This is a genomic window from Pseudomonas typographi, assembly GCF_014694385.1.
Classification (GTDB): domain Bacteria; phylum Pseudomonadota; class Gammaproteobacteria; order Pseudomonadales; family Pseudomonadaceae; genus Aquipseudomonas; species Aquipseudomonas typographi.
The window spans coordinates 97,056-111,728 of record NZ_JAAOCA010000004.1 but is presented as its reverse complement, the minus strand read 5'-3'; the positions used below and the strand labels follow the sequence as shown (position 1 = coordinate 111,728).

At 59.8% G+C, this 14,673-nt stretch carries 14 protein-coding genes, 1 tRNA gene and 1 pseudogene; 11 read left to right on the top strand and 5 right to left on the bottom strand.

Annotated features, from left to right (window positions below):
* The first annotated feature begins 23 nt into the window (after positions 1 to 23).
* The 5 genes and pseudogenes from HAQ05_RS04150 (at position 24) to HAQ05_RS04130 (ending at position 3,786) form a co-directional block, all read left to right on the top strand.
* Positions 24 to 419 carry a pilin gene (locus tag HAQ05_RS04150; protein ID WP_190417693.1) on the top strand — a complete coding sequence of 132 codons (396 nt, stop codon included), beginning with the start codon at positions 24 to 26 and terminating at the stop codon, positions 417 to 419.
* Between the two features lie 243 nt (positions 420 to 662).
* Positions 663 to 738 (top strand) — tRNA-Thr (locus tag HAQ05_RS04145).
* A gap of 637 nt (positions 739 to 1,375) precedes the next feature.
* A complete protein-coding gene (locus HAQ05_RS04140) occupies positions 1,376 to 1,642 on the top strand; it encodes a hypothetical protein (protein WP_190417918.1) in 267 nt (88 codons plus the stop codon).
* Positions 1,639 to 1,929 carry a DUF3077 domain-containing protein gene (locus HAQ05_RS04135; RefSeq protein WP_190417689.1) on the top strand — a complete coding sequence of 97 codons (291 nt, stop codon included), beginning with the start codon at positions 1,639 to 1,641 and terminating at the stop codon, positions 1,927 to 1,929. The genes HAQ05_RS04140 and HAQ05_RS04135 overlap by 4 nt, the downstream gene beginning before the upstream one ends.
* 633 nt (positions 1,930 to 2,562) lie before the next feature.
* Positions 2,563 to 3,786: pseudogene (locus HAQ05_RS04130) on the top strand (IS3 family transposase).
* Between the two features lie 132 nt (positions 3,787 to 3,918).
* Here the strand turns inward: HAQ05_RS04130 and HAQ05_RS04125 are convergent.
* A complete protein-coding gene (locus HAQ05_RS04125) occupies positions 3,919 to 4,980 on the bottom strand; it encodes a hypothetical protein (protein WP_190417691.1) in 1,062 nt (353 codons plus the stop codon).
* Positions 4,981 to 5,931: 951 nt separating this feature from the next.
* Between HAQ05_RS04125 and HAQ05_RS04120 the strand changes: the two genes are divergently transcribed.
* The 3 genes from HAQ05_RS04120 (at position 5,932) to HAQ05_RS29040 (ending at position 6,954) form a co-directional block, all read left to right on the top strand.
* On the top strand, positions 5,932 to 6,198 hold the full coding sequence (locus HAQ05_RS04120) for a hypothetical protein (RefSeq protein ID WP_190417916.1): 267 nt from the start codon (positions 5,932 to 5,934) through the stop codon (positions 6,196 to 6,198).
* Positions 6,195 to 6,485, top strand: a complete 291-nt coding sequence (locus tag HAQ05_RS04115) for a DUF3077 domain-containing protein (RefSeq protein WP_190417689.1) — start codon at positions 6,195 to 6,197, stop codon at positions 6,483 to 6,485. Before HAQ05_RS04120 ends, HAQ05_RS04115 begins: the two co-directional genes overlap by 4 nt.
* Before the next feature lie 337 nt (positions 6,486 to 6,822).
* Positions 6,823 to 6,954, top strand: a complete 132-nt coding sequence (locus HAQ05_RS29040; RefSeq protein ID WP_274601971.1) for a hypothetical protein — start codon at positions 6,823 to 6,825, stop codon at positions 6,952 to 6,954.
* Between the two features lie 91 nt (positions 6,955 to 7,045).
* Here the strand turns inward: HAQ05_RS29040 and HAQ05_RS04110 are convergent, their stop codons facing one another.
* From HAQ05_RS04110 to nadC, 3 genes are all read right to left on the bottom strand, one after another.
* Complete coding sequence (locus HAQ05_RS04110) at positions 7,046 to 7,525, bottom strand: GNAT family N-acetyltransferase (RefSeq protein WP_190417687.1); 480 nt, start codon at positions 7,523 to 7,525, stop codon at positions 7,046 to 7,048.
* Between the two features lie 105 nt (positions 7,526 to 7,630).
* Positions 7,631 to 8,176, bottom strand: coding sequence for a cupin domain-containing protein (locus tag HAQ05_RS04105; protein WP_190417685.1), 546 nt, complete (start codon positions 8,174 to 8,176; stop codon positions 7,631 to 7,633).
* Between the two features lie 51 nt (positions 8,177 to 8,227).
* The gene (gene nadC / locus HAQ05_RS04100) at positions 8,228 to 9,076 is read right to left on the bottom strand and encodes a carboxylating nicotinate-nucleotide diphosphorylase (protein ID WP_190417684.1); all 849 of its coding nucleotides are present in this window, start codon (positions 9,074 to 9,076) and stop codon (positions 8,228 to 8,230) included.
* Positions 9,077 to 9,428: 352 nt separating this feature from the next.
* On the opposite strand from nadC, the gene HAQ05_RS04095 reads away from it, so the two are divergent.
* The 3 genes from HAQ05_RS04095 to ampE all read left to right on the top strand — a co-directional run bounded on the left by HAQ05_RS04095 (position 9,429) and on the right by ampE (position 13,146).
* Positions 9,429 to 11,672, top strand: a complete 2,244-nt coding sequence (locus tag HAQ05_RS04095; RefSeq protein ID WP_190417682.1) for a DUF1631 domain-containing protein — start codon at positions 9,429 to 9,431, stop codon at positions 11,670 to 11,672.
* Positions 11,673 to 11,749: 77 nt separating this feature from the next.
* On the top strand, positions 11,750 to 12,316 hold the full coding sequence (ampD, locus tag HAQ05_RS04090) for a 1,6-anhydro-N-acetylmuramyl-L-alanine amidase AmpD (RefSeq protein WP_190417907.1): 567 nt from the start codon (positions 11,750 to 11,752) through the stop codon (positions 12,314 to 12,316).
* Positions 12,313 to 13,146, top strand: a complete 834-nt coding sequence (gene ampE / locus HAQ05_RS04085; RefSeq protein WP_190417680.1) for a regulatory signaling modulator protein AmpE — start codon at positions 12,313 to 12,315, stop codon at positions 13,144 to 13,146. The genes ampD and ampE overlap by 4 nt, the downstream gene beginning before the upstream one ends.
* Before the next feature lie 39 nt (positions 13,147 to 13,185).
* Here the strand turns inward: ampE and rhlB are convergent, their stop codons facing one another.
* Complete coding sequence (gene rhlB / locus HAQ05_RS04080) at positions 13,186 to 14,628, bottom strand: ATP-dependent RNA helicase RhlB (RefSeq protein ID WP_190417678.1); 1,443 nt, start codon at positions 14,626 to 14,628, stop codon at positions 13,186 to 13,188.
* Positions 14,629 to 14,673 lie beyond the last annotated feature (45 nt).

Here is a 14,673-nt window from a genome sequence, read left to right as displayed (position 1 = left end):
CCCCATGTACCTAGGAGAGATAAATGAAACACCAAAAAGGCTTTACGCTCATTGAGCTGATGATCGTTGTCGCGATTATCGGTATTCTCGCGGCTATTGCTATCCCTGCATATTCAAAATACCAGGCTAGGGCAAAGGCTACTGCGGCCTTGGCGGAAGTTTCGGCACTCAAAACTAACTATGAAGATCTGTTAAATTCCGGAACTGCTATCTCAGCAACTGCAATTGGTGCGCAGGCAGACTCTGGAAACTGCACGTTCACCTTTACTACCGCTAACGCGATCGTTTGTACTGTGAAGAATCCGCCTACGGCGATTGCTGGCTCGACCATTACCCTCACTCGTGATGATACTAGTGGCTGGGCCTGTACGACTACCAATATGGGCGATGACTATCGTCCAAAAGCGTGCACTCAATAGTTAATTCTGATCCCGACCATTCGAAATTGCATAACTTAGCTCAACTGCCAGGTTGTGCACACTTTGAATAGAGGGGGGCGGTAGCCGGCAAGCGGCCAATTGAATTTGGAAACCAATAACTAATAGCCATCCTCTGTCAAGATGGGTGGCTATGGTCATAGAGCGCTAACGGGAATTTAAACCCTTGCCTGGACCAAGGCTTGCGTGCAGACGTCGGTGATGCTAGCTTTCGCTCCCGAAAACGCCGGTGTAGCTCAGTCGGTAGAGCAGCGCACTCGTAACGCGAAGGTCGCAGGTTCGATTCCTGTCTCCGGCACCATCACCCCCTCCGCAGCAAACCTCATTTAATTCGTCAGTACACCTCAAAGGTCCAGGCATACAGGCTCCGACCGGGTCTATGTCTTTTTGTATCGCAGAAAGCGTATTGCCCGCCTCATCAACCCAGCGCCGACCAGCAGATTAGCCGGCTGGGACCAGGACCAATTGACCAAGGCCGAACGCGATCTGGTATCGGCATTGGAGCTTCGCGACGTGCTGCTGGTGGACCAGGGCAAAATACGTTCTCCGAACGCAAGGCCGCGTTGGCTGGCGGCGTATTGGTAGCGCTTCACGGCCAAATGCTTTCAGGAGTGCCACCGCATGATGGCACCAATGAATCGCCCTAGGCGGCCGAAACCAGCGGTTGCAGGCCATCGCGATGCTCGGTATTGTTCACCCGTCACATTGCTGACAACGGGTTTAGCGGCCCGGGCAAATCAAGGCGCAACAGCGCCCAGACCACGACTGCGAGCGCTTTTTTTGCGTCTGCAGTCTCGTGTTATGGCGGCTGTGTGTGTGGGAGGCCTTCGGGTCTGCAGGTTTCCTTGATTCCCTGTCCGCTAACCCGCGCACATGGCTGCCACCCTATTCGTTTAGCGGCGAATCGTGGCAGCTCCCCAAATCAAGGAGCTATACCCATGACCCGCATCTTCGCGCCCAAAGTTCGCAAACTCACCCACCGCCGTATGGCATTGGCAGCCCTGCGAGCGAACAGCAGCCGTTCCGTTCTCCTTACCCGCTACAACGACCAAATGGCCCGCCCACACGCCGTGGCCTTCGCCTCGATGGCGAACTCGAAGATGCCCATCGAGAAGGTCCGCGAAACTCCCCACTTGGGCACCGCCAGCGCGACTGCTTACGCGGAGCTGATCGAAGCCCTGCTGGCCAAGGCGGGTGGCCAATGAGCACGCGCTTGGTCACCACCGAAAACGACTTCTGCCCAGTCGGCCCAGTTGATAAACGGCTGAATCTGTTCAAAGTGACCGATGGCATTGATGCCGAACAGGCGCTGGAGAAGGTATCCGCCCTGCTGAAAGTCATCGCGGGCAGCATCGAGGACGCGGCGATGGGCACAATCGAATTTGATGGGCAGCACGCCTGGCTCGCACTTCACGCTGCCGAAAGCGCCAAAGCGATCATTGATGCGCTGTGGTACGCCCTGCAATTTGACGCTCGGGAGAGCGGGCAATGATCACCTTCGCCACGCACACGCCGGGCGAGCTTCCCGTGGGATTGTCTGCCGTTTGTTCGGCAGGATCATGGGAAGCAAGGTGCTGGGGTGTACCGCTGACGCGGTGGATTCATCAGCGGCGGTGAGGCGGGCAACGCTATCGCGCAGATTGATCTACGATACTTTCGCGACGGGCGCGAAACCCAGTGGCACTTGGCGGGTTTTTGTTCCAATCGACCCTTGAAGCCCTCAAGGTGTGCGCAACCGCCGCGGAACGGGACGCGCTCAAAGGCCATGGGGCGGGGGGATCAAGGAGATTGATCGGCCGGCACAACAGGGGCATTCATAGCTCTCTGGGCCCGAGGCCGGGTCAGAGCCGCAGCTCATCAACCGAGCAAAAAAGTGAAGGGCCCCCGAGATGTCTCAGGAGCCCAGCGCCGGCCGCGTAGTCGCAACCCATTTAAGGGGAAATAAGCAAAAAGCCTTCGCATTGTCCATGCTCACGGTATCAGCGGTACCGCTCTTGCTTCGCCCCGCACGTCTCGCCCCACGATGCGGTATCTGCAAGACTCCCACGTGACCGCTGAACGAGCCCCTTGAAAGACAGGACACCGTCTCCCCCTTAGGATAAGGGGTAGGCAAACGGTTATGTTTATGACTAACAGCAACAATAAGGGTGGCGGGAAACTGCTTGGCCATGAGCGCCGGCGGCGCTGGAGCCTAGAGCAGAAACTGGCCATGGTTCGCGAGAGCCTGGAGCCGGGGCAAAGCGTCTCGGTAGTCGCTCGGTTTAACGGCATCAATGCCAACCAGCTTTTTCTGTGGCGCAAGATCTACCAGGGAGGCAGCTTGTCGGCGGGCAGTGCCGGCGAGGCTGTAGTTACGGCTTCTGAGCTCAACGACGCACTCAAGCAGATTCGCGAGCTTCAGCGAATGCTCGGCAAGAAGACCATGGAAGCCGAAGTGCTTAAAGAAGCAGTGGAGATTGCTCGCTCGCGAAAATGGATTGCGCACTCACCCTTGTTGCCGGGGGACGACCAGTGAAGCTGGTCAGCGAAGTCTCGGTGTGCCGCGCATTCAATTAACTGTTCGGCTCAAGCAGGTCACGCAACCACACGTTCGTTGCAAGCGACTACTGGACGATGTGGAGTTGGTGCCCGAGATTCGTGAACATCTCGGCGATTTGCTCACCTACGGTTATCGCCGGATGTGGGGCTTGTTGCGTCGTTCGCGAGAGCTCCTGATGCTTCCGGCGGTCAATGTAAAGCGGGTATATCGCGTGATGCGCGATCATCAGCTACTGCTCGCTCGTCGAGCTAAACAGCCGGGGGTTGCCCGCAAACACGAGGGGCGAGTCGCTGTTGCTACCAGCAGCACCCGATGGTGTTCAGATGGTTTTGAATTCCGCTGCGACGACGGCGCGAAGTTAAGCGTGAGCTTTGCCCTGGACTGCTGCGACAGAGAGGCGATTGGGTGGGTTGCCAGCTCGACGGGCTACAGTGGCGATGATGTTCGTGATCTGATGCTGGAGAGCGTGGAGAAGCGATTTGGCGATCAATTGCCCAACACGCCAGTGCAGTGGCTAACTGACAATGGTTCGGCATATACCGCAAAGCAGACCCGGTTCTTCGCATAACAGATCGGCTTGCAGCCTGTGACTACGCCAGTTTGCAGCCCACACAGCAATGGTATGGCGGAGAGCTTCGTGAAGACCATCAAACGCGATTACGTGGCGCGCATGCCACGACCGAACCGTGAAACGGCATTACGGAACTTGGCAATTGCCTTCGAGCACTACAATGAGCAGCATCCACACAGCGCACTAAAAAATACCGTTCTCCCAGAGAATTCAGGCGGATGAAAACGGCATCAAGTTAACGGGGTGTCGGTGTCCGATTTTGTAGGGGCCAGTCCATTTTCGAAGCGCCGCTATTATCCGGCGAGTTATGGACGGCTAGATCCAGTGAGTCGGTTCGACTAGTCCGAGGGCCCACGTTGAAATCAGTGCGGTCAAGGCGTTCTGTACGGAACTTTGGATAGGCTGACATTGGTGGACGTATAGCCTGCATGTCTAAGAAAAGTTTCCACGCTTTTTGCTACTAGCTCTTGATGTGGTGTAGGCCCGATAATAATTTCGCGCAGCGGTAGCAGACCCCCGTGCTTCTTCACAGCAAGATGGTCGCCGGTGCGGAGGTAGGGAATGATTCCGAGTGGGCTAACGCGAAATTTTAAGCCACCTTCATAACGTTTAGCTTGTTGATATGAGAGGACGATCCGAGCCTCGGATTCGTTTTTAAAGGCGCGATCTTTGAAGCCAAGTATGGAGCCAGAGATCTTCGAGTGAATTTGCTCAATGTAATCTTTGTCATGATCACATGGCCATGCAGTGCCCATTGCGCGGCGATCAACAGAGTACTCACGTTCAAAGCCTCTCAGCACTGATAGCAAAAGCACGCGCTTTGGTATTTCATCGTAGATCGCTTGGAATGGCATATGATCGGGCCCGAAAAACAGCGGGGCTTCTCTACCGGTAACCTCGCCCAAGCATATACATACACCGCCCGCACCATAACCACGCCATTGCCCAAGATCATCCCGAACGGTTGAGAAGCAGGTGACTAAATGACCATCCTGCCTTGGCGAGGCGAGCAGCTCATCGACCGCAAGGAGTACATTCGCAAAAGCAGCATCACTGGTGCGTCTCGCTTTATATTGTAAGATGTGGCCTGCCAGCCTACTTCCATTCAAGCTTTCTTCCGTGTCGTTCATGAATCGGTTGTCTGAGGCCCAAAAACCATTCTCTTCAATGATACCCTTAAGGCCAGCAAGCGACGTGTAGTGATGGAGGCTCCGCGAGCTAAAAAGAATATTTTCCCTTTTGGCGCGGAGCAATACTCGGGGGTCCTTGAAGTCGGCGTTACCCCAAAAAGCGTTCAGGAACCCAGTGCGGTAGGGTTTTCCACCGATGATCCTTACGTCGCCAATTTCTGAGTTTTCTGTGGGGTTTTCCGGAACCTTCGCCAATTCTTCCAGCCTTCCATGTGAGATGTTAAGTAAACGGGGGGCGTTCAAAAACTACCTTAAATGAACAAGTTCATGCCCGCAGTGCGTGCATCCGCTGACGTCGGTAGCACGATACCCAATCTTACTAGACTTGGGCGCTGGTCGACGAGTCTGGATCGCCCAATCGAACAACTGCCTGGTGTGGTCGCAGGGGCACGGCTTATACTGCGTCTTAGTGGAATTCAAAGCCGCCACGCTGCAAACCCCTGACCTCACCACTTTAGGCTTGAGTACCTCATTGAGTACCTTTAATTTTATAGAGATTGGAGTAATCATCTTATCGTAAGGCTTTGAGTGTTTAGGTTCTATTCCTGTCTCCGGCACCATCACCCTGCGCAGCAAACCTCATTTAACTCCTCAGTACGCCTCAAAGCCCCCAGGCATACGGGTTCCGACCGGGTCTATGTCGTTTTGTACTGTAGAAAGCGTATTGCCCGCCTCCCCACCCAGCGCCGACCAGCACGTTAGCCGGCTGGGACCAGGACCAATTGACCAAGGCCGAACGCGATCTGGTATCGCTGTTGGAGCTTCGCGACGTGCTGCTGGTGGACCAGGGCAAATACGTTCTCCGAACGCAAGGCCGCGTTGGCTGGCGGTGTATTGGTAGCGCTTCACGGCCAAATGCTTTCAGGAGTGCCACCGCATGATGGCACCAATGAATCGCCCTAGGCGGCCGAAACCAGCGGTTGCAGGCCATCGCGATGCTCGGTATTGTTCACCCGTCACATTGCTGACAACGGGTTTAGCGGCCCGGGCAAATCAAGGCGCAACAGCGCCCAGACCACGACTGCGAGCGCTTTTTTTGCGTCTGCAGTCTCGTGTTATGGCGGCTGTGTGTGTGGGAGGCCTTCGGGTCTGCAGGTTTCCTTGATTCCCTGTCCGCTAACCCGCGCACATGGCTGCCACCCTATTCGTTTAGCGGCGAATCGTGGCAGCTCCCCAAATCAAGGAGCTATACCCATGACCCGCATCTTCGCGCCCAAAGTTCGCAAACTCACCCACCGCCGTATGGCATTGGCAGCCCTGCGAGCGAACAGCAGCCGTTCCGTTCTCCTTACCCGCTACAACGACCAAATGGCCCGCCCACACGCCGTGGCCTTCGCCTCGATGGCGAACTCGAAGATGCCCATCGAGAAGGTCCGCGAAACTCCCCACTTGGGCACCGCCAGCGCGACTGCTTACGCGGAGTTGACCGAGGCCCTGCTGGCCAAGGCGGGTGGCCAATGAGCACGCGCTTGGTCACCACCGAAAACGACTTCTGCCCAGTCGGCCCAGTTGATAAACGGCTGAATCTGTTCAAAGTGACCGATGGCATTGATGCCGAACAGGCGCTGGAGAAGGTATCCGCCCTGCTGAAAGTCATCGCGGGCAGCATCGAGGACGCGGCGATGGGCACAATCGAATTTGATGGGCAGCACGCCTGGCTCGCACTTCACGCTGCCGAAAGCGCCAAAGCGATCATTGATGCGCTGTGGTACGCCCTGCAATTTGACGCTCGGGAGAGCGGGCAATGATCACCTTCGCCACGCACACGCCGGGCGAACTTCCCGTGGGATTGTCTGCCGTTTGTTCGGCAGGATCATGGGAAGCAAGGTGCTGGGGTGTTCCGCTGACGCGGTGGATTCATCAGCGGCGGTGAGGCGGGCAACGCTATCGCGCAGATTGGTCTACGATACTTTCGCGACGGGCGGCACTGCTACGGGTCAGCCGCCCAGCGCAATTGTGGTATCCGCAAGCGGCGCTTCCTGAGCCAGCTTCAGCAGTTCTTGATACCGCCCGACGGCTGCCCCCTTTAGCTGCTGCCGATGCAACCGATAACAGGGTGTTGAATCCACAGCCTCGGAGCAGGTCATGAAGAAAGCTATCATCGTGTGCTGGGTAAGCCTGTTGTCGGTCGCCGCTGTATCCGCCCAGGCCTGCCCCAAGGGCACGCACCCCGTTGGCGGTACCGGCTCACATCATAAGGGCGGCTTTTGCCAGTAACCCGCCGGAAGGCACTCGCGTCGGCGGGCTCTTCCAGTAACGCTTCGTACCGGCATGTACCGCCATTAACGGGGTTTTCGATGGCATACCCTCACCCCTGCGCAAAATCACGCAGCGCCTGCCCATCCAGCCGGTAGCGCACCCATTCATCCTGGGGTAGGGCGCCGATCTTGCGGTAGAAGCCGATGGCCGGCTCGTTCCAGTCCAGCACGCTCCATTCCAGGCGCCCGCAGCCGCCAGCGACCGCTTCGCGGGCGATGTGCTGCAGCAGGGCGCGGCCGGCACCGCTGCCGCGTTGTTCGGGGGTGATGTACAGGTCTTCGAGGTAGATGCCGTTGCGGCCGAGCCAGGTGGAATAGCTGTAGAAGTACACCGCATAGCCGATCGGCTGGCCGGCGCGTTCGCACATCAACGCCCGGGAGGGTGCCCCGGCCGCGAACAGGCTGTGGCGGACGTCGTCGAGGTTGGCCACCACTTCGTGCTCAGCCCGCTCGTAAATTGCCAGCTCCTTGATAAAGGCATAAATGCGTGGCGCGTCGTCGGCGTGGGCGGGGCGGATGGTCAGGGGCATGGGAATGTCCGTATAAAAGAAGGCGCGTATCCTAACGTGACCGCCACCCCCTAGCCAGCGCGATGCGCGGCTCGCCGCCAAGCCATGGCTGGCCTGTACAGGCGTTTAGAAATTCGCCGGGGTGTTGGCGCTGACGATCTCGGCCTCGTCCTGGCCGATGTTCTTGAAGCTGTGCGGCAATGTGGTGGGGAAGTAATAGCCGTCGCCCGCCTGCAGGATGCTCACCTCGCCGTTGATGGTGAGTTCGATGGTGCCACGGGTGACCAGCCCGCATTCCTCGCCTTCCGGGTGCACGATGGGCTCGCCGCTGTCGGCGCCGGGCGCGTAGAGTTCGCGCAGCATGCGCATGTGCCGGTCTTTCACGGTGGCGCCCACCAGCAACAGGCGCAGGCCGCGCCGGCCGAGGTCTGGCTGGTTGCCAGAGCGGTAAATGTAGGGGTTTTGCGCCGGTGTTTCATCGGTGGCGAAGAAGTCCGCCAGCGACATCGGGATGCCCTCAAGCAGTTTTTTCAGCGAGCTGACCGAAGGGCTCACACGGTTCTGTTCGATCAACGAAATGGTGGCGTTGGTCACGCCGCTTCTTCTGGCCAGCTCGCGCTGGGATAACTGGTGGCGTTCGCGCACCCTCTTCAGTCGTGGCCCGATGTCCATAGCACCCTTGTGGTTTGAATGGTGAAAACGCCCGGGTGGTTCGCCCCCCGGTTATAGCGCCAAGCGCATCGACAGGTCGATGGCTTTTACATTCTTGGTCATGGCGCCGATCGAAATGTAATCGACGCCGGTTTCGGCGATCACCGGTAAGCTGGCGTGGTCGATCCCGCCGCTGGCTTCCAGGCGCGCCCGCCCCGCCGTGCGCCGTACCGCTTCGCGCAGGTCGGCCAGGCTCAGTTCGTCGAGCATGATGATATCGGCGCCCCCCTGCAAGGCTTGGTCGAGTTCGGCCAGCGATTCGACTTCGACTTCCACTGGCTTGCCCGGGGCGATGCGCCGCGCCGCGGCAATGGCCGCTTCAATGCCGCCGCAGGCCGCGATGTGGTTTTCTTTTATCAGGAATGCGTCGTACAAGCCGATACGGTGGTTGTGGCAACCGCCACAGGTTACCGCGTACTTTTGCGCCAGGCGCAGCCCTGGCAGGGTTTTGCGGGTGTCGAGCAACTTCACCTGGGTGTGGGCCACCGTATCCGCCAGGTCGCCCGCTTGGGTGGCCACGGCGCTGAGCAATTGCAGAAAGTTCAGCGCGCTGCGTTCGCCGGTGAGCAGCGAGCGCGCCGGGCCTTCGAGATGAAACAATGCCTGGTTGGGCTGGGCGCGCTCGCCATCGGTCACGTGCCAGTGCACCGCGACGCGTGGGTCGACCTGGCGAAACACTGCGTCTACCCAGGCGGTGCCCGCGACCACGCACGCTTCGCGGGTGATCACCGTGGCCGTGGCCAAGCGCTCGGCGGGAATCAACTGTGCGGTGATATCACCACTGCCTACGTCTTCGAGTAACGCGCGGCGTACATTGGCGTCGATTTCGGCGGTAAGGTCGGCCAAGCGCAGGTTCGGCATAACAGGCTCCAACAAAATGTGCAGCGGATTATAAGGCAGTGATCCCGTTGCGCGAACCTTCGGCATGGCTTGGCAATCGTGCGCTGTGCATTTGGTCGGGTTGTTTGAGCAAAACATATTTTTGAATGTCTATCACCTTGCTAAAGTCTACCCGCTGCCCCGATAAGCCTCCGCGCCTTGCCGGGTCACAGCGCCTGCGGTTTGGCGACATGGCATTGACGTTTTTTCATGGGTCATGAAACAAAAGCCCATTTCTCTGCTCAAAGGGATCGGCCGGGTACAGTGTCCGGCAATAGGGCGTGCTAAACCTTACATTCATACCTGTCATGACCTGTCGAACAAGGAGTCGAGCATGCCAACCGACGGCAAAGTGGTGCCTTTAAATGCTGCGGCCCAACAGGCCAGCAATGCATCGCTAGCTCGTTTGCCGGTCGTGGTGCTGCAAGTGCGCGATAAAGCGGCGCAGCAACTCAAAGATGGGTTACAGGCGCTGTTCGACAACGCCGACGACACGCTCTTCGAGATGGCCGACAAGGCGCATAGTAATGCGGAGCAGAATATTTTCTTCGAAGCCATGCGTGATTTGCGACTCAAGCGCAAGAACATAGAGCGCGGGTTTCTCGAAAAATTCTATGAGGAATTCGTTCGGGTCGGCCAATATGACGTGGGCCTGGCGCGTTCTGCACCGATGACCTACGACAAATTGGCCCTGGTGCCGAACGACGAACTCGAACGCACGGTGGCCCTGGACGCAATGGTCAGCAAGGTGCTGGCTCGCGATGGCTTCGCCCTGACACAGCTCACCACACGCCTGAATACCTTGATACCCCGCACCCTCACGGACGAAACCAACCCGTTGGGCCCGGCGATGCTGTGCGACTATTTCATCCAGGCCGGGCGAAACCTAGGCGTGGAGATCAAGGTCAAGCTGATCATCCTCAAGCTGTTCGACAAGTACGTACTCACCGACACCGACCATTTGTATTTCGACGCCAACCAGTTGCTGATCGCGACCGGTATTTTACCTGAACTCAAGGCCGCCCCCAGCCGCCGTGCCGAAGACCGCCCGTTGCGCAAGCGCAGTGCCGATGCCGAGGCCGAGGCCGGAGCCCAGGCCCCGGAGCAGGCGCCCAGCGCGAATGCTGCGGCCGCCGCACTGGACCAAAGCGTGCGTGAGGTATTCTCGGCCTTGCAGGAACTGCTGCGTGCGCTGCGCGGCACCGTGGCGCCGAAGCTCGAAACCTTGGCCGACGCCCAGCCTATTTCCACCAGCGACTTGATGCGCTTGCTCTCGCACCTTCAGCAATACGTACCGGCGCAGCCACTGACCTACGAAGATTATGACCTGCGCCAGCAACTTGAGCAGTTGCTGACCCGGGTGAGTGTGAAAAGCGGGCGCACCCGTGTGGTGGGCAACGTAGATGAAGACGTGATCAACTTGGTCGCGATGTTGTTCGAGTTCATTCTCGCTGACCGTAACCTTCCCGATTCGCTGAAAGTGTTGATCGGCCGGTTGCAGATCCCGATGCTCAAGGTCGCGGTGGTCGACAAGAGCTTTTTCAGCCGTGGCAGCCACCCGGCGCGGCGTTTGCTCAATGAGATCGCCCAGGCGGCGATGGGCTGGAGCAGCCGGGATGACTACCAGCGCGACGCGCTGCATGGGCGCATCGAGCAGATCGTGCAGCGCCTGCTCAACGATTTCGTCGATGACCCGGCGTTGTTCTCTGAGCTATTGGTAGACTTTTTAGCGTTTACCGCCGACGAACGCCGCCGCAGCGAGTTGCTCGAACAGCGCACCCGCGACGCCGAGGAAGGGCGTGCGCGGGCAGAGCTGGCGCGCTTGCACGTACAGTTCGAGCTCAACCGCCGGTTACTCGGCAAAACCCTGCCACAGGTGGTGGTGCGATTGCTCGAAGAGGCTTGGAGCAAGGTATTGCTGCTGACGTGGCTCAAGCACGGCGATGCCTCGGCGGAATGGGCGCTGGCCCTGGAAACGATGGACGACCTGATTTGGAGCGTCGAGCCGCACAACGAGCCCCAGGCGCGGCTGCGGTTGCTCGAACTGGTGCCGGGCCTGCTCAAGTCACTGCGCGAGGGGCTGACCAGTTCAGCGTTCGACCCGTTCGCCACCAGTGAATTTTTCAGCCAGCTCGAAACCTTGCATGTGCAAGCCATCCAGCGCGCTGCGCAGCCGAGCAGTTCACTGTTGGCCCCGGACGACGACACGCTGCTGGTGCGCATAGACAGCGAAATCGTGCTGGAGGGCCAGCAACCGCAGGCCGTGCCGGAGCCTACCTCGGTGCTGGCGGCGGATGACCCGGCGCTGGCGATGGTCGACGCCATGCGCCCGGGCACTTGGGTCGAATTACAGGAAGACGCCGAGCACCGGCTGCGTTGCAAGCTCACCACGGTGATTGCCAGTACGGGCAAGTATATTTTCGTTAACCGCACCGGCATGAAAGTACTGGAGCGCTCCCGCGCTGCGTTGGCCCAGGCCGTGCACGATGGCAGCCTGCGGGTGCTCGACGACAACCTGTTGTTCGACCGTGCCCTCGACGCGGTGGTCGGCAAGCTGCGGTCGCTCAAGTCAGCCTAACCGCGCACTCCACAGCGCTGGCGCAACACGGCATACTGGGCGCCCAGGCGTTTACCCAAGGACCTTCCATGCCGCCTATCGGCCTCGACCCGAGCAGTGGCTGGTGCGACGGTGCCCAGCATTGCCCCTCACCGAACTTCAACGCGCGCCCGGGCGGCGAAGTGTCGTTGCTGGTGATCCACAACATCAGCTTGCCACCGGGGCAATTCGGCACGGGAAAACCTGCGCAGTTGTTCCTCAATACCCTCGACCCGGGTGAGCATCCCTATTTTGAAGGCATCGCGCACCTGCGGGTGTCTGCGCATTTTTTGATCGAGCGTAGCGGTGCGTTGGTCCAGTTCGTGGGCTGCAACCACCGCGCCTGGCATGCCGGTACGTCGAGCTTCGAAGGGCGCGAGGGCTGCAACGACTTTTCACTGGGTATCGAACTGGAAGGCACCGACCACGAGCCGTTCACGGCGCAGCAGTATGCCTGCCTGCAGGCGCTCAGCCTTGAGCTGTTGGCCCATTACCCGCAGATCACGCTGGCCCGCATCACCGGGCACAGCGACATTGCCCCGGGCCGTAAGACCGACCCGGGGCCGTATTTCGACTGGGCGCGCTATCGCCGTGCGCTACAGGCCGCATTGGAGGAGGGCCGATGAGTTTTCTGGTTTTGCTGGTGATCGTTTGGGTAGAAAAGCTTTCCCCACTGCGCCAACGCCTGCAGCGCGACGGCGTGTTTCTCTCCGAGCTACGGCGGTTGCAAGGGCACCGGCTATTGGGCCGTGAGCCATGGCTGTTGCTGCTGGTGCTGGTGGGCGTGCCGGCAGTGGTATTGGGCCTGCTGCTTTGGGTATTGATGCCGGTGGCTTACGGCTTGCTGGCGCTGCCGTTGCACCTGTTGGTGTTGGCCTACAGCCTGGGCCGTGGCGACCCTAAAGTGGCGCTGGGGCCACTGCGTGACGCCTGGCGGCGCGAAGACGACACCGCCGCGCTGCACGTGGCTGAGCGCGACATGACGGTTACCGCACAGCAGCCCAACGAGTTGCCGCAGCAAGTGCAGGGTTGGCTGCTGTGGCGGGCGTTGGGCAGTTTTTTCAGCGTGGTGTTTTGGTACAGCTTGCTGGGGCCGGTAGCCGCATTGGCCTATCGGCTGTTGGCGTTGGTGGCCGAACACGCCGAGCAACCCGGCCTGCGCGAGCGCGCCGGGCAATTGCTGCACGCCCTGGATTGGCTGCCGGCCAGGCTTTTGGCGGGCAGCTTTGCGCTGGTGGGGAACTTCATGGCCGTGACTCGCTACCTGCTGCACGAACTGCTGCACTGGCCACTCAGTGCCGCAGCCCTGGTCGGGCGCGCCGGCCAACTCGCCGCCGACCTTGAACCCCTGCAAACCAGCACTGAAGCCGTGGCCGGGCTAGATGCGCTCTGGGCATTGCTGCAGCGCGCGGCGGTGTTGTGGTACGCGGTGCTGGCGGTGGCGACGCTGGTTTAATGCGGCATGGGCCGCACGCTGGCAGCGCTCAACGTGCGGCTATACGGCTTGGCGTTTCTTCTCTACCGGCCTTAACAGCTCGTCCGGTGGCATTTCACAAGCGATCTTGCGGCCCAGCAGGGTTTCGATGGCCGGCAGTTGGTAGGCGTCGTCTTCGCCCGCAAAGCTGATCGAAACCCCGCTGCTGCCGGCGCGGCCGGTACGGCCGATGCGGTGTACGTAGTCGTCTGGGTCTTCGGGCAGGGTAAAGTTGATCACGTGGCTGATGCCGTCGATGTGGATGCCACGGCCGGCGACGTCGGTGGCCACCAGCACGCGGACCTTGCCTTCGCGGAACGCTTCAAGGGTTTTGATGCGTTTGTGCTGGGGTACATCGCCACTGAGTTGCGCGGCATTCACGCCATCGCGCACCAGGCGCTCTTCGACCCGGCGCACTTCGTCCTTGCGGTTGGCGAACACCATCACCCGTTCCCAGCCGTTATCGTTGACCAGGTTATATAGCAATTTGTATTTGTCGGCGCCGGCCACTGCGTACACGTGTTGCTCCACCGTTTCGCTGGCCACGTGCTCTGGCTCGATCTCGACCACGGCCGGTTCCACCGTCCACTGCCGGGCCAGGTTCATCACGTCTTCGGTAAAGGTGGCGGAGAACAGCAACGTTTGGCGTTCGCTCTTGGGCGGGGTTTGCCGGATGATCTGCCGAACCTGGGGGATGAAGCCCATGTCGAGCATGCGGTCCGCTTCGTCGAGCACCAGTACTTCGACCATGTCCAGGTGCACTTCGCCCCGTTGGTGGAAGTCCAGCAGGCGCCCCGGGGTGGCCACCAGGATGTCGCAATAACGGCGTTCCAGCGCCTTGAGCTGTTTGTCGAAATCCATGCCGCCGACGAAGGTCATTACGTTCAGCGGTGCAAAGCGGGTCAGTGCCTCGGCATCCTTGGCGATCTGCACCACCAATTCGCGGGTGGGCGCGATGATCAGCGCGCGCGGCTCGCCCATATAGCGCTCTTTGGGCGCCGGCGTTTGCAGCAGTTGCTTGATGATCGAGATCAGGAATGCCGCGGTTTTGCCGGTGCCCGTTTGGGCACGGCCAATGGCGTCTTTGCCGCGCAGGGTGTGGCCGAGCACCTGGGCTTGAATGGGCGTGCAGTAGGGAAACCCCAAGGCGTGGATGGCTTGCATCAGCTCGTTGCCCAGGGCGAAGTCATGGAAGCGGGTTTTGCCTTCTTGCGGTTCTACGGCGAAGTCTTCGGGCTTCCAGGTGGGTGGGGTAGGCTTGGCCGCGCGTGGGGTACGCTCGCGCCGGGGGCGTTCGGCCTTGGCGGGCACCGGGGCAGGGCTGGGAGCTATTGCCCGCGGTGGGGCTTCGGTGGCCGCCGTGGCTGCCGGGGCGGATGGCTGAGCGGATGCGGCCGGTGCAGGTGCGGTGGCGAGTGGCTCAGCCTCGCCCCTGCCGAACATTTTCTTGAGTGCCTTGAGCACGGTCTTCTCATCATTTGATTAAGGAATGTACGCCGGGCAGTGTAA

Excerpts from the sequence above, each read along its gene's own strand:
- HAQ05_RS04110 (WP_190417687.1), bottom strand. The coding sequence starts at position 7,525 with ATGCCCCTGACCATCCGCCCCGCCCACGCCGACGACGCGCCACGCATT.
- HAQ05_RS04115 (WP_190417689.1), top strand. The coding sequence starts at position 6,195 with ATGAGCACGCGCTTGGTCACCACCGAAAACGACTTCTGCCCAGTCGGC.
- HAQ05_RS04120 (WP_190417916.1), top strand. The coding sequence starts at position 5,932 with ATGACCCGCATCTTCGCGCCCAAAGTTCGCAAACTCACCCACCGCCGT.
- HAQ05_RS04150 (WP_190417693.1), top strand. The coding sequence starts at position 24 with ATGAAACACCAAAAAGGCTTTACGCTCATTGAGCTGATGATCGTTGTC.
- HAQ05_RS04105 (WP_190417685.1), bottom strand. The coding sequence starts at position 8,176 with ATGGACATCGGGCCACGACTGAAGAGGGTGCGCGAACGCCACCAGTTA.
- ampE (WP_190417680.1), top strand. The coding sequence starts at position 12,313 with ATGAGTTTTCTGGTTTTGCTGGTGATCGTTTGGGTAGAAAAGCTTTCC.
- HAQ05_RS29040 (WP_274601971.1), top strand. The coding sequence starts at position 6,823 with ATGAAGAAAGCTATCATCGTGTGCTGGGTAAGCCTGTTGTCGGTCGCC.
- HAQ05_RS04095 (WP_190417682.1), top strand. The coding sequence starts at position 9,429 with ATGCCAACCGACGGCAAAGTGGTGCCTTTAAATGCTGCGGCCCAACAG.
- HAQ05_RS04135 (WP_190417689.1), top strand. The coding sequence starts at position 1,639 with ATGAGCACGCGCTTGGTCACCACCGAAAACGACTTCTGCCCAGTCGGC.
- nadC (WP_190417684.1), bottom strand. The coding sequence starts at position 9,076 with ATGCCGAACCTGCGCTTGGCCGACCTTACCGCCGAAATCGACGCCAAT.
- HAQ05_RS04140 (WP_190417918.1), top strand. The coding sequence starts at position 1,376 with ATGACCCGCATCTTCGCGCCCAAAGTTCGCAAACTCACCCACCGCCGT.